The organism is Streptomyces stoeckheimensis, assembly GCF_045822005.1.
Taxonomy (GTDB): Bacteria; Actinomycetota; Actinomycetes; order Streptomycetales; family Streptomycetaceae; genus Streptomyces; species Streptomyces stoeckheimensis.
In genome coordinates, this window is sequence record NZ_CP169550.1 from 649,530 (window position 1) to 662,427 (window position 12,898).

14 protein-coding genes and 1 pseudogene are annotated in these 12,898 nt (G+C 72.1%); 5 read left to right on the forward strand and 10 right to left on the reverse strand.

Annotated elements, in window-relative coordinates; genetic code table 11:
- Positions 1 to 94: 94 nt before the first annotated feature.
- A complete protein-coding gene (locus ACE1OC_RS02915; protein WP_407835646.1) occupies positions 95 to 1,345 on the reverse strand; it encodes a PTS transporter subunit EIIC in 1,251 nt (416 codons plus the stop codon).
- 175 nt (positions 1,346 to 1,520) lie between these two features.
- Between ACE1OC_RS02915 and ACE1OC_RS02920 the strand changes: the two genes are divergently transcribed.
- Positions 1,521 to 2,288, forward strand: coding sequence for a GntR family transcriptional regulator (locus tag ACE1OC_RS02920; RefSeq protein WP_407835647.1), 768 nt, complete (start codon positions 1,521 to 1,523; stop codon positions 2,286 to 2,288).
- Between the two features lie 125 nt (positions 2,289 to 2,413).
- Here the strand turns inward: ACE1OC_RS02920 and ACE1OC_RS02925 are convergent, their stop codons facing one another.
- Positions 2,414 to 3,220 (reverse strand): alpha/beta fold hydrolase, encoded by an 807-nt coding sequence (locus ACE1OC_RS02925; RefSeq protein ID WP_407835648.1) that lies wholly within the window; start codon positions 3,218 to 3,220, stop codon positions 2,414 to 2,416.
- A gap of 140 nt (positions 3,221 to 3,360) precedes the next feature.
- Between ACE1OC_RS02925 and ACE1OC_RS02930 the strand changes: the two genes are divergently transcribed.
- Positions 3,361 to 4,047: a GNAT family N-acetyltransferase gene (locus ACE1OC_RS02930; protein ID WP_243332231.1), complete on the forward strand. Its 687-nt coding sequence runs from the start codon at positions 3,361 to 3,363 to the stop codon at positions 4,045 to 4,047.
- A gap of 64 nt (positions 4,048 to 4,111) precedes the next feature.
- On the opposite strand, the gene ACE1OC_RS02935 is transcribed toward ACE1OC_RS02930, so the two are convergent.
- Positions 4,112 to 5,140, reverse strand: coding sequence for a TolB family protein (locus ACE1OC_RS02935; protein WP_407835649.1), 1,029 nt, complete (start codon positions 5,138 to 5,140; stop codon positions 4,112 to 4,114).
- A gap of 77 nt (positions 5,141 to 5,217) precedes the next feature.
- Positions 5,218 to 5,478: pseudogene (locus tag ACE1OC_RS02940) on the reverse strand (acid phosphatase); the annotation flags it as partial.
- A gap of 262 nt (positions 5,479 to 5,740) precedes the next feature.
- On the opposite strand from ACE1OC_RS02940, the gene ACE1OC_RS02945 reads away from it, so the two are divergent.
- On the forward strand, positions 5,741 to 6,919 hold the full coding sequence (locus ACE1OC_RS02945; RefSeq protein ID WP_407835650.1) for an alpha/beta hydrolase: 1,179 nt from the start codon (positions 5,741 to 5,743) through the stop codon (positions 6,917 to 6,919).
- On the opposite strand, the gene ACE1OC_RS02950 is transcribed toward ACE1OC_RS02945, so the two are convergent.
- Positions 6,897 to 8,444, reverse strand: coding sequence for a carboxylesterase/lipase family protein (locus tag ACE1OC_RS02950; RefSeq protein WP_407841469.1), 1,548 nt, complete (start codon positions 8,442 to 8,444; stop codon positions 6,897 to 6,899). The two genes, ACE1OC_RS02945 and ACE1OC_RS02950, sit on opposite strands and share 23 nt — an antisense overlap.
- 177 nt (positions 8,445 to 8,621) lie before the next feature.
- Here ACE1OC_RS02950 and ACE1OC_RS02955 point away from each other — a divergent pair, with 177 nt between their 5' ends.
- Positions 8,622 to 9,020: a hypothetical protein gene (locus ACE1OC_RS02955; protein ID WP_407835651.1), complete on the forward strand. Its 399-nt coding sequence runs from the start codon at positions 8,622 to 8,624 to the stop codon at positions 9,018 to 9,020.
- A 122-nt stretch (positions 9,021 to 9,142) separates the two neighbouring features.
- On the forward strand, positions 9,143 to 9,427 hold the full coding sequence (locus ACE1OC_RS02960) for a chaplin (protein ID WP_250738105.1): 285 nt from the start codon (positions 9,143 to 9,145) through the stop codon (positions 9,425 to 9,427).
- A gap of 136 nt (positions 9,428 to 9,563) precedes the next feature.
- Here ACE1OC_RS02960 and ACE1OC_RS02965 read toward each other — a convergent pair whose 3' ends face one another.
- From ACE1OC_RS02965 to ACE1OC_RS02985, 5 genes are all read right to left on the reverse strand, one after another.
- Positions 9,564 to 10,427, reverse strand: coding sequence for a tyrosinase family protein (locus ACE1OC_RS02965; RefSeq protein WP_407835652.1), 864 nt, complete (start codon positions 10,425 to 10,427; stop codon positions 9,564 to 9,566).
- A 6-nt stretch (positions 10,428 to 10,433) separates the two neighbouring features.
- The gene (locus ACE1OC_RS02970) at positions 10,434 to 10,817 is read right to left on the reverse strand and encodes a tyrosinase family oxidase copper chaperone (RefSeq protein WP_407835653.1); all 384 of its coding nucleotides are present in this window, start codon (positions 10,815 to 10,817) and stop codon (positions 10,434 to 10,436) included.
- A gap of 72 nt (positions 10,818 to 10,889) precedes the next feature.
- The gene (locus tag ACE1OC_RS02975) at positions 10,890 to 11,432 is read right to left on the reverse strand and encodes a GNAT family N-acetyltransferase (RefSeq protein WP_407835654.1); all 543 of its coding nucleotides are present in this window, start codon (positions 11,430 to 11,432) and stop codon (positions 10,890 to 10,892) included.
- Positions 11,433 to 11,449: 17 nt separating this feature from the next.
- Positions 11,450 to 12,061, reverse strand: coding sequence for a trimeric intracellular cation channel family protein (locus ACE1OC_RS02980; protein ID WP_389688074.1), 612 nt, complete (start codon positions 12,059 to 12,061; stop codon positions 11,450 to 11,452).
- 163 nt (positions 12,062 to 12,224) lie between these two features.
- The gene (locus ACE1OC_RS02985; RefSeq protein WP_407835655.1) at positions 12,225 to 12,827 is read right to left on the reverse strand and encodes a sigma-70 family RNA polymerase sigma factor; all 603 of its coding nucleotides are present in this window, start codon (positions 12,825 to 12,827) and stop codon (positions 12,225 to 12,227) included.
- Between the last annotated feature and the right edge of the window lie 71 nt (positions 12,828 to 12,898).

Genomic DNA, 12,898 nt, shown 5'->3' on the forward strand with positions numbered 1-12,898 from the left:
GGGGGCCCGCCCCCGCCGGTGCGGGCGGGGGCGGACGGTCGTGCGGGGCGGTCGGGCGGAGCGGGGCCGATCGGCGGGAGCCGCCGACCGGGGCTCAGGAGGCGTCGGCCTTGGTGAGCGGCTTGCCTTCCTCGTCGCGTTCGCGGCCCGGGGTGGGGAGGTCGAACTTCACGATCGCCCAGCGGAAGAGCACGTAGTAGATGGCGGCGAAGGCCAGGCCGATCGGGATGAGCATCCAGGGCTTGGTGGCGATGCCGTAGTTCACGATGTAGTCGATGGCCCCGGAGGAGAAGCCGAAGCCGTCGCGGATGCCGAGGGCGTAGCAGACGGCCATCGAGACGCCGAAGAGGAAGGCGTGGATCGCGTAGAGCAGCGGGGCCACGAACATGAAGGCGAACTCGATGGGCTCGGTCACGCCGGTGACGAAGGAGGTCAGGGCGACGGAGATCATCATGCCCTTGACCATGGTCCGGTTCTCCGGGCGTGCGGTGTGGGCTATGGCCATGGCGGCGGCCGGGAGCGCGAACATGTAGATCGGGAAGCCGCCGGTCATGAACTGGCCCGCGGTCGGGTCGCCGGCGAGGAAGCGGGCGATGTCTCCGTGCACCTCGGTGCCCGTGGTCGGGTTGACGAAGCTGCCCGCCTCGAACCAGGGGAAGACCGAGAAGAAGTGGTGCATCCCGATCGGGATGAGGGCCCGGACGACGAGGCCGAAGAGGCCCGCGCCCCAGGCGCCGGTGCCGACGAGCCACTCGCCGAAGTGGAAGAACCAGCCGCCGACGGTCGGCCAGACCACTCCGAATACCACTCCCATGCCGACGCCCGCGAAGGCGCTGAGGATGGGCACGAGCCGGCGGCCGCCGAAGAAGCCGAGCCACTCGGGCAGCTTGGTGCGGCTGAAGCGCTGGTAGAGGAGGGCCGCGACCAGGCCCATCACGATGCCGCCGAGGACCTTGGCGTCGAGGGGCTCGCCGTCGACGCCCTTGGGGAAGGCGGGGCTGGCGAGTACGGCCTTGAAGACCAGGTAGCCGACCACGGCCGCCAGCGCGGTGGAGCCGTCCGACTTCTTGGCGAAGCCGATGGCCACGCCGACCGCGAAGAGCAGCGGCAGGTTGGCGAAGACGGTGTCGCCGGCCGCCGCCAGGACCATCGCGAGCTTCTGGATGACCATCGGGAAGTTCTCGCGGCCCAGCAGGTCGGCGCCGCCGAGGCGGGTCAGCAGTGCCGCGGCCGGCAGCGTGGCCACGGGCAGCATCAGGCTGCGGCCGATGCGCTGCAGGACCGGCATGATCCGGCCCGGCTTCTTTCCGGCGGCCGGTGTGACCGCGGCGGTGGCCGTACTCATCTGGTGCTCCTCGTCGAGCGGGGTGGTGGGGACGACTCGAAGGTAACCAGTGGTTTTGCATTGGTCAACAGTGGTCCACAGTGGTCTTTCACAAAACATCAACATGAGGTCTTAGGTCCCGCGCACACGCGGCCAGAAGCCAGATCGAGTGGTAGCAAGTGGTATTCTCGCTCCCATGACCGACGACGCTGCCATCGCCGACGCCACCTCCGTCGCCCGCGCTGCGGACCCCCTGTGGGCCCAGGCCGCGGACCGCATCCGCGAGGAGATCGCCCGCCGCGGCCTGTCCGAGGGCAGCAAGCTGCCGCCCGAGCGCGAGCTGTGCACCCGGCTGGACGTCTCCCGCGTCACCCTGCGCCGCGCGCTCGCGCGCCTCGTCGAACAGGGCCTGGTCACCGCCTCCCACGGGCGCGGCTGGTTCGTCGCGGCGCCGGTGGCGCCCGCGCCCGCCCGCGAATGGCCCAAGGATCTGGAGTCCTTCACCGCCACCGCGCGGCGCAAGCACATGCGCGCCAGCTCGGTGGTCCTGCGCCACGACACCGTCACCGCGTCCCTGGACGACGCCGACCGCCTCGACGTGCCCGCCGGCACCCCGCTGCTGCGCCTGGAGCGGGTCCGGCTGCTCAACGACGTCCGGATCGCCGTCGACCGGACCCTGGTCGTCGCCGAACTCGCGCCCGACCTCGCCCGTACCGACTTCCGCGAGACCTCCCTCTTCGAGGAACTGCGCCGCTGGGGCGTCGAACCCGACCGCGCCGAGGCCACCATCGAGGCGCGCAACGCCGACGGGGAGCTCGCCGGCCACCTGGGCATCGCCGAGGGCGCGCCCGTACTCGTACTCGACCAGACGGTGTACACCAAGCAGCAGCGGCCGCTGCTGCTGTCGACGGTGGAGTACAGCGGGGACCGCTACCGGCTGCGCACCACCCTGCAGACAGACTGACACCGCCCGTCCGGCGCGCGGTAGCCCCGTTCGGCACCCTCCGGGGCCTCGTTCGGCACTCGCCGGACAGCCGAAAGCCCCGGACCCGGGAGGTCGTCCGCCCGTCCGGGGCCCGCGCGCGTCGGTCAGATTCCCGCGAGGAACTCCAGCAGCGCCCGGTTGAAGGCCTCCGGCTGTTCCACGCCCGGCAGGTGCCCGGCCCGCTCCACCACGGCGAGCACCGAGTGCGGGACCAGCGCGTGCAGGGACTCGGCCTCGGCGACCGGGGTGTAGACGTCGTCGCGGCCGACCACGATCAGGCAGGGCACCTCGGCCGGCAGCGCCGCGAGCACGGGGGCGTAGTCGGGCCGCTCGGCCCGCCCGCGCAGAGCGGCGGCGGCACCCTCGGGGTCGGTGGCGTACATCATCCCGGCGACCTTGGCCGCGGCCTCCGGCATCCCGGTCACGTTGTACGGCGCGAGCATCTTGTCGATGACCTCGTCGGTATAAGGCTTCATTCCCTCCGCGAGGAGCCGCTCGGCAAGGTTCCGGCGTAAGGCTTTGCCGTCTTCCGTTTCCGGCGGAGCGGAGGTGTCGGAGAGGACGAGGGCCCGTACCCGGCCCGGGTGGCGCAAGCGCATCTCCATGGCGATCTGGCCGCCCATGGACACACCGCCGACGACCGCCTGTTCGACGCCCAGACGGTCGAGCAGATCGGCCAGATCGTCGGCGAAGTCCGCGAGCAGCGCTATGCCCGGCAGCACCGGGCTTTGCCCGTATCCCCGCAGGTCAGGGGTGATCACGCGGTAACCGGCCGTGGTCAGTGCCATCGTCTGGGGGGCCCACATCGAGTGGCTGAACGGATGTCCGTGGATCAGGATTACGGGGGCCCCGTCACGGGGACCCAAGTCCTCGAAAAAGAGTGTCACGCCATTGCCAATTTGGGGGTTCATGAAAGGACTCTAAGGGGCTACATTGAGCCACTCGCGTTCACCTGACAGCCCGTTGCCTTTCACTCGTGTTTTGCACGGGGGGCGACGTCAGGGACGCAGACTGTGCAACCACCCCACCGCCTAGAAGGACCGAAGGCTCCGTGCCCGTACCCGTACTCCTCGCCGGCCGCTCCGTGCGGCTTGAGCCCCTCGCCCCCCACCACACCGAGGCCTTGGCCCTGGCCGGGGCCGAGGATCGTACGACTTACGCCTTCACTCCCGTACCCCACGGGCTGCAGGCGTCACACGAGTACATCGACCGTGCCCTCGCCGATCAGGCGGCGGGTCGATCGCTCCCGTTCGCGGTGGTCAGAGCCACCGACGATCGGGTGGTCGGTTCGACCCGGTTCCTGGAACTCGACTACTGGCAGGGGCCGCTGGTGTGGCCCGCCGTGCCGGGGGTCCCGTTCGGCGATCCGGCGACGGCGATCCCCGATGCCGCCGAGATCGGCAATACCTGGCTGTCCCCCGCGGCGCAGGGCACCGGCATCAACACCGAGGCGAAGCTGCTCATGCTCCGCCATGCCTTCGAGACCTGGGGGGTCCGGCGGATCTCGCTGCGCGCGGACGCCCGCAACGGACGCTCGCGCGCCGCGATGGAGCGGCTCGGGTTCACCAGTGAGGGGGTCCGCCGGGCCCATTCGCGGGGCCTGGACGGCGCCGTGCGCAGTACGGCCTTCTACTCGATCCTCGACGAGGAGTGGCCGACCGTGCGGTCTGTCATCGAGCTGCGGCTGTCGGCCGCGGCGCAGCGCAAACGGCGCCGCAAGACGCTCATCCCGGCGTAACGGTCCTGCTCCGAGGTCCCGCAGGCCCCGGCCCGGCCCCCTGCCCCGCCCCCTCTTCCCGGTGTCAGCCGAGGAAGGCGGGGGCGAGGGCCGAGGTCATCAGCCGGGCCGGGGCCCCGCCGCCGTCGGCGGGCAGGGAGTACAGGTCGGCGCCGAAGTCCCCGGGCAGCGAGTAGACGACGGTCTTGTCGTCGGTCCACACCACCTGGTCGTCGACGCTGCGCTCCTCGGCGAGCGGAGCCTCGGCCATCGTGGCGAGGTCCAGGACGTACAGCCGCCACGGCGCGTCCGGCGGCAGCCCCGGCACCCGCTTCTTGAACACCAGCCGGGTCCCGTCGGGCGACAGGGACGGGCATTCCAGGTTCTCGCGCACCGTGGTCACCGTGCGCGCCGCGAGGTCGCCGCGGACCAGGTGGGTCTGGCCGCCGGTGGCGAGCGTCGCGTAGAAGGTCCGTTCGTCGGCGGCGAAGGTGACCCCCCAGAAGTTGACGTCCGCGTTGCGGTACGTCTTGCCGTCCTTGTGGATGGTGAAGTCCTCCAGCGAGGCGTCGTACGTCCCGGTGCGCAGGTCCAGCAGGGAGGTCCGGGTCGAGAAATTCGTACCGGCGTACGAATCCCCGCCCACGAAGACCGTCCAGGCGACCAGGTGACCGCCGGGCGAGACCCTGGCCCGGGTCGGGATGCCCGCCAGCGGGCGGGTGGCGACCTCGTTCAGCCGGGCGTCGAGGACCACCGCCTTGTAGCCGTCCTGCACCCCTCCCTTGTCGGTCTGGAGGCAGACCCCCGTGCCGGCGGCCGCGTGGAAGCGCAGGCAGCTGACCCCGGAGGCGGTGCGCGGACCTTCGGGCGCGCCGGCCGCCGCGGTGGCGAGCTCGTCGCGGTGCGGCCCCCAGGCCATGTTCCGGAAGACGATCCTCCGATCGCCGGCGCCCGGGGCGAGGGAGACCTCTCCGCGGGTGATGGGCGGCCCGCCGGCCTGGACCCGGTTCTTCTCCTCGGCGCGCGAGGAGGCCCGTACGACGGCGAGCGCACCGATGGCGGCGAGCACCACGACGGCGGAGACGAGGATCAGTATCCGGCGCTGGAGGGGCATGAGTGGCGGCCCTTTCGGAGGCTACGGGGGGAGAGGCGGCGGTCAACGCGCGGCGGTCAGGACGTCCAGATCCCCGTGGTCACGCCCTGGTTCGAGCCCGAGAAGAGCTGCACGTAGTTGGGCTGGCTCGGGTGCGTGATGCCGTACGACCGGGTGAGGTTGGCTCCCCCGGGCTTCAGGGAGTTGATGTACGGGGCGCTGGAGCTTCCGATGCCCTGGCCGTAGGCGTGGTTCTCGAAGACCACGACGACTACGTGGTCGGGTGCGGGCAGCCCGGCCGCGTGCGCGGGCTGGGCGGCGGCGAGGGCGGTCTTGCGGCGGGACCGTGAAAGGGACATGCCGAACACGGAAGTCACCTCCGGGCAGGGGGCTGGGTGCGGCGCGGAGGTACCGTACCGAGCGGCATGTGCGGAGGCCAGGGCTACTCGGCGAACAGATCGGGAACTCCGCAGAGCCTTTTCGCGCCGGGCAACGTGCTCCCCTCCAGAACACCAAGAGACGTAAAAATCGGGAACCCGTGAGCACGTACGCTCATCTTTCGAACGAAAGCAGTCCAACCCCCGCCCCCACGGGGCAGCACCAGCCGGAGAGCCACCGCACATGTCGCACGCACCCGACGGACAGCAGCAGCCGTACCGACCCGCGGAGCCGTACGGACCCGCGGGAACGTACGGACCCGCGGAGCCGTATCGGCCCGAGGAGCCGCGCCGGCCGTCCCGGGTCCGGCGGTGGGTGATCGCGGGTGCCTCCGTCCTCGCGCTCGCGGCCGTCGCCTCGCTCGTGATGAGCCACTACGAGATACCGCCCTTCACCGACAAGGGCGACTCCGTCTCCTTCGGGCAGCTGCCGCCGTCCGGTTCCGCCGGTGGCGACACCGGTGGAGCGGCGGTCACCCCGCCGCCGAACTCGAAGATGTCGATGCCCACCGGCCCTGCGGCCGACTTCAAGAACTCGATGACCCTGCCCGACGGCACGCACGTCGCCGTCACCACGATCACCGGCAAGAAGTCCGGGTTCAAGGGCAAGGTCTGGGTGTGGGCGCCCAAGGAGTACAACGACCCGAAGTTCGCCAAGAGCGGCTTCCCGGTCATGATCGCGCTGCCCGGCGGCGCCGGTTACCCGAACAACTACTGGATGGGCACCGACCTCGGCCTCCAGACCAGCATCAGCAAGTGGTACTCCGAGGGCAAGAGCAAGCCCTTCATCCTGGCCATGCCGGTGCTGAACCCGGGCCCGGACGACAAGGGCGTCTACTGGGACGGCTCCGACATCCCGGGCCAGCCCAAGATGGGCACCTGGCTGACCGAGGACGTCCCGGACCTGATGCGGGAGAACTTCCGCACGGTCAAGTCCCGTGACGGCTGGGCCTACATGGGCTCCTCCACCGGCGGCTTCGCCAGCCTGAAGGCCGTGCTGAAGCACCCGGACAAGTTCAAGGCCGCGATCTGCTCCGGCCCCGACATCGTCCCCGACTCCTCCCTGTGGTCCGGCCACGACAAGGAGAAGGCGGAGAACAACCCCGAGCTGCTCGCCAAGGGGCTGATCGACAAGAAGGGCAGCCCGGACGTCTACCTGGCCTTCCAGGTCGGCACCAACGAGAGCAACAAGAACACCCTGCCGAACGTGCAGAAGTTCATCGCCGCCTACGGCAAGGGCCCGATCCACACCGAACTGAAGATCATCCAGGGCGGCCAGCACAACGCCAAGACCTACGTGCCCAACATGGGCGAGGGGCCGATCCAGTTCATCAGCAAGGTCATGGAAGGGCCCGTCGAGTAGTCATCGCGCCCACGCGCACCGGCTCCGCACCTTCCGGCCCCCCGCGCCCCGGCCCGCCGAACACCTTCGGCGGGCCGTCGCCGTTCCAGGGCGCCCAGCCCGGGTCCCCGTCGACGGCGAAGCGCACCCAGGCCGCGTGCATCTCGCGGGCCAGCTCCCGCGGGGCGTCCGGCCCCGCCAGCCGGGAGGCCTCCGGTACGTCGAGGGTGTCGAAGACGAAGCCCAACTCCAGGGCGTGGCAGGACCCGAGGCCCGGGATCCCGGAGGGCCACGCGAACTCGTACACGAAGCTCGGCGCGCTACGCCCGGCCGCGCCCGCCAGCGCGCGCAGCGGATCGCGCAGCAGCCGGTCGGTGAGCAGGTGTCCGAGGAGGTCGGCCGGTCCCGCGCCGGGCCGCTCGGCGCGCAGGGCCCGTACGGCTGCCCGGTCCTTGCCGGAGCGGATCCGGCCCAGGGCCACGGACAGCGGCCCCAGCCGGTCCAGCAGCCGCATCGTGCCGGTCGGGGCCAGCCAGAGCCGGTACTCCTCGGCGGTCCAGCCCAGCAGCAGCGGTACGTCGCCCCGCGCGGCCGCCGCTGCGAGCGGATCGGGCGGCAGCGTCCCGGGGTCCGCGACCAGGCCGAAGGCGGGGCCGCCGAGCAGCGGGGAGGAGCGGCGCAGCACGGCCGCCTGGGCCGCGAGCAGATCGGGCAGGGCGGCCCCGGCGAAGGCTTCGGCGGTGGCGGAGACCTTGAGCAGCGCGGCCATCCGCCGGACCATCGTGCGCACCCGGTCCCGCGGCAGTACCTCGGGGGCGCCGCTCTGCAGGACGGCCTGCCGGAAGAGGCCCGTGGCGCGGGGTGCGGCGAGCAGGGCGCCGATGCTGATGGCGCCGGCGGACTCGCCGAAGACGGTGACCCGGCCCGGGTCGCCGCCGAAGGCCGCGATGTTGTCCCGCACCCAGGCCAGGGCGGCGATCTGGTCCAGCAGCCCGCGGTTGGCGGGGGCGTCGGGGAAGAGGCCGTAGCCGAGGACGCCCAGGCGGTAGTTGACGGAGACGAGCACCACGCCGTCGCGGGCGAAGGCGGCGCCGTCGTAGACGGGCACGGCCGAGGAGCCGCGGGTGAGGGCGCCGCCGTGGATCCACACCATGACCGGCAGCGGGGCCGGCGGCATCTCCCGGCCGACGGGGGCGGGGGTCCACACGTTGAGGTTCAGGCAGTCGTCACCGGGGACCTCGGGGTCCGGCAGCAGCGCGGCGAACGTCTCGGGGTAGGGCACCTTGGGCGCGGTGGGGCCGTACGCCCCCGCGTCGCGCACGCCGTCCCAGGCCTCGGGCGGCTCGGGCGCGGCGAACCGGCGGGCTCCGACGGGCGGGGCGGCGTAGGGGATGCCCCGGAAGACGGCGATGCCGCCCGGCCCGGTCCTGCCCTCGACCACGCCGAAGGCGGTCCGGACCCGGGGACGGGGACGGGGACTGGGACTGGGATTGGGACGGGATCGGGGACGGTCCGGGTCCGGGGTCTCGCTCGCCGCTGCGGCCATCACGTCCTCCTCGGTCGGGGCTCCGGGGTCGGGGCTCCCGGGGGTGGGATCCACGGCCCTGGACCCCCCGGGGCCGCTGAATGCGGTGTTCCGCACGGCGCCGGTCGCACGGTCGCACAGGCATGCGCGGGGTGACAAGGCGTGACCCCGCCCCGGGCGCGCCGGGTTGGGCGGAGCATGCGATCCCTGTCTCTCCCCCACCCCATTCGGAGCCTCGTCCGGGCCGGATCGGTCCCCGTCCTGCTGCTCGCGGCCACGGCCGCGGCCGGAGCGGCGGCCAGCGGCAGCGCGTACGCGGCCGACGGCCCGACCACCGCCCTCGGCACCCCGACGGCCGTCGGGCCCGCCTTCCAGTACCTCGGCACGGACGACCGCCCGCACGGCATCGACTCCCCCAAGGGCTGCGTGGAAGCCCTCGGCGGCGGCGGGCGGGCGGTGACGAACAAGACCGGCCGCTCGGTGGCCCTGTACCGGGAGCCGGGCTGCGTGGGCACACCGGTGGAGGTGCTGGCGCCGGGCGCGGTCATGCCGGTGCGCCCGTACTTCTCCTCCGCACGTTTCTCGGCCGGCTCGTAGCAGTCCGAGATCACCAGCGGCCCATCGGCCGTGACCCTTGGGCGCTCTCCGCGTTGTATGCCATGTCAAACGCCGCAGCTTCTCTTCCCTGCGGCACCCCCATTCCTCTCTAGGAGATCTTGATGTCGCGTATCGCGAAGGCATTCGTCATCACCGCTGCCGCCGGTAGCGCCCTGGCCGCCGGCGCGGGTCTGGCGGCTGCCGATGCCGGAGCGCACGGTGCGGCGGTCGGCTCCCCCGGTGTCCTGTCGGGCAACCTGCTCCAGGTTCCGGTGCACGTCCCGGTCAACGTCTGCGGCAACACCGTCAACGTGATCGGCCTGCTGAACCCGGCGTTCGGCAACACCTGCATCAACGCTTCGGGCCACGACGGCGGCCACCACACCGAGGGCAACTACGGCGGCTGAATCGCCTGGTGACCCGAAGGGCCCCCGCCGGACGGCGGGGGCCCTTCCTCGTGTCCTCGTGTCCTGGTGTCCTGGTGTCCTGGTGTCTTGATCTCCCGGTGTCCTGCCGTGCCCGGCTACGGCCCGCTCGCGGGGCTCACTCGTAGCGGTAGATCCCCTGGTGGCCGAGCATCTCGCGCGGGGTGACGTCCCACGGCGGCATCGGCTCGTCGAGGGCGATCACCCGGCCGCGCTGGAGGTCACCGAGTGCGAGCGGGGCCGCGGGCAGGTAGCCGGAGGCCGGGTGCCGCTGCTGCCAGCGGTCCCAGAGCAGGTCCACGAAGGCGTGGTGCAGCCAGAAGGCCGGGTCGTTGGGGGCCGTGCCGCCGGTCATGTGGCCGCCGATCCACTGGTGCACCTTGTTGTGGTTGCGCCACTTCTCGCTCTTCGGGGCGGCCCAGCCCTCCAGCTTGTTGCGGAAGCCGCCGCGCCCGGCCGTCGAGTCCCAGGGCGAGCTGTCGTACAGCGGATCGTCGATCGCCCATTGGAGCTCGGCCGGGGTCGGCAGGCTGATCGGGTTCTGCGGCCGGCCCAGGTTGCGGGTGAGGAAGGCGGCCTCCGTGATGCCCACCGTGACCGTCCAGTTGCCCGTGCCGTAGGCGAACGGGCCGGTCATCACCTGGCGGTCGCTCGCACGGCCGGTGCCGCCGAGGAAGTCCTCGGCCCACAGGGAGGAGGCCGGGCTGTTGTCGGTGGTCCAGTCCCAGTACGGGATGCTGACGCCCGGGTCGACGGTCTGGAGTTGCCGTTCGAACTCCAGCAGGTAGCGCCGGTGCCAGGGGAAGAAGGACGGCGACATGTGCCCGACGCGCAGTTTGCGGTCCCGGTCGGGGACGAAGTACTTGTCGTGGGTGCGGACGAACGCGTCGTAGGTGCCGTTGCGCTTGAGCTCGATCATGGCCGCGGTGAAGCGCTTCTTCTGCGCCCTGGTCAGGTTCTTCTGGTTCTGCCGGATGTACACGCCCTGCTACTCCTGTCCCCCGTGGTGCGCGGCGGCGAACGCCAATTGCGTGGTGCCCAGTTCGTCCACGGCCGCGCGGGCCAGTTCCAGCGGGGTCGCGTAGGACTGGAAGTGGTTGATCCCGCTCAGGTACGTCCCGTCGGAGCGGCGCATGACGTGCAGGGCACGGCCGTCGATGCGGACGGTGCCCGCCCGGTCGACGGCGATGTGCCGGCCGCGGTACGTCTCCTCGCGCCCCGGGGTCAGCGGGGCCGGTGTGAGCGTCTGCCGGGGACGGCGGGCCCGCAGTACGGGGGCCAGCGCCGCGGCGGTGCCGGCGAACACGGCCGCGGTGAAGGCCGTACGGAGGACCGCGCGGCGGGTGAGTGGTGCGGCGGGTGCTGCGTACATACGGTCTCCCTCGCTCGGTGGCCGGTGGCTACGGGTCTAACGCGGCCGGGCGGGCGAGGTCACCGGGAGCACCTACTCCTGTTCGGTGTGTTTGTAGTAGAGGGTGGTGGCCACGAGGCGGCCGGCCGGGTCGGTGGCGTAGTCGGGGATGGAACCGGCCTCGGTCCATCCGGCGGCGCGGTACACCCGCTCGGCCGCGCTGCCGCTCTCGGTGTCGAGGAACAGCAGCAGCACTCCGGCGCGGGCCGCGGCGGCCTCGGCTTCGGCGAGCAGCGCGCGGCCGGTGCCCCGGCCGCGGGCCCCGGGGTGGACCATGAGCTTGCGGACCTCGGCGCGGTGACGGCCGTTGGGCTTGGTCTCCCGGCTCCAGCTGACGGTGCCGTCGACCCGGCCGTCCGGCCCCCGGGACACCCACAGGGCGAGGGAGCCCTCCTCGACGGCGGGGCGCAGGGAGTCCCACCAGGCGGCGGCCTCCCGGTGGTCGAGGTCGGCGAGGAAGCCGATGGAGGAGCCGCCGCGCACGACGGCGAGGAGCAGGGCTGCGAGCTCCTCGCGGTGTGCGGTCAGGGCGGCGGCGTCGTCGATCCGGGTGAGGGACGGGAGGGAGGGGTCCATCCGACCGAGGATAGGGATCAGGCGGTGGTGCGCTGGAGCCGGGGCAGGTGCAGATCGCGGAAGATCGCGGTCATGCGCAGGGCGAAGACGAGGCCGGCCGACACGACGATGTTGGCGGTGTCCGGGACGCCGGCCCAGTGCAGGCCGAGGTAGGAGAGCGCCCCGGCGAGGGCGGCGGTCGCGTACACCTCTTCGCGGAGCAGCAGCGGCGGGAACTCCCCGCAGAGCACGTCGCGGACGACTTCGCCGGTGACGCCCGTCAGGACGGCCAGGATGAGCACGGCGACGGGGGTGACGTGCGCGTCGATGGCGGCGCGGGCGCCGATCACGGTGACCACGGCGAGTCCGACGGCGTCGACGACCATGAGCGCGCGGTGCGGGAGCTCGCGGCGGCGCAGGTAGAGCATGGTGGCGACGGCGACGGACCCGATGAGGACGAGCAGCACCCAGTCGTGGGTCCAGTAGAGCGGGTGCCGGCCGAGGATGAGGTCGCGCAGGGTTCCGCCGGAGATGCTGGCCGCGAAGGCGAGGACGAGCCCGCCGAAGGGGTCCATGTTGGCCCGGTGGGCGGCCAGGACGCCGGAGGCGGCGAAGGCGGCGATGCCGAGGAGGTAGAGGGCGTGCAGCACGACGCCTCCTTCGAGGGGCGGGGTGAGGGGACCCGTAGAGGTTGCCGGATCCGCCCGGGTGCCCGCATCGGCCGTTCGGCCAGAGCGGCGGTGCGGGTGCACCCGGGCCCCGTCCTCACTCCCTCCCGAACCGAACCGAACCGTCTCATCCCGTCCCGCCCCGTCAGGCGCCGTCGCCGAGCCGGTCGCGCTGGATCCGGTGGGCGAGGGTGCGGCGCACGGAGGCCGGGGTGTCCGCGGTGGCTCCCGAGGGGACGTCGAGGCCGCGGCTGATCGCGTCGTAGGCCTCCCGGTAGCCGCCGGGCAGGTCCTCCCGGTGCAGCCTCAGGTCCTCCTCGACGAGGCGTCGCAGCTCGTCCACGTCCCGGGGCGTGAAGCGCTTCTTCCCGCGGGCGATGGCATCGACGTGGCGGGCGCAGCGCGCGGTGTCCGGGTACGCCTCGGCGATCTCCTCGGCCAGGCCCCACAGGCGCCCTTCGAGCCACGGCGCGTCACCCTGGTCCAGGGAGAGTCCGATCGGCGGGAGCGGGTCCTCCGCCTTGTACTTCGCCACCTGCTTCGACACGGCGGGCTGACTCATGGCGGTGAGCTGGGCGATCTTGTCCTGCGTCCAGCCGAGACCGGTGAACACCTTGATCATCTCGGTGCGCAGCCTGCGCATCTCCTCGCCCGCGCGGATGACCTCGTTCATCTCCGCCAGCATCCGTCCGGCCTGCTCCTCCGTCAGCGACTCGGGGATCCGGCGCGCACCCTCTTCACCTGTCATAGCTCGGTTATACACCGGAACCGCGCTCCGGAGGCACGCGACCATAACCAGGTTGTACAACCTGGTTATGA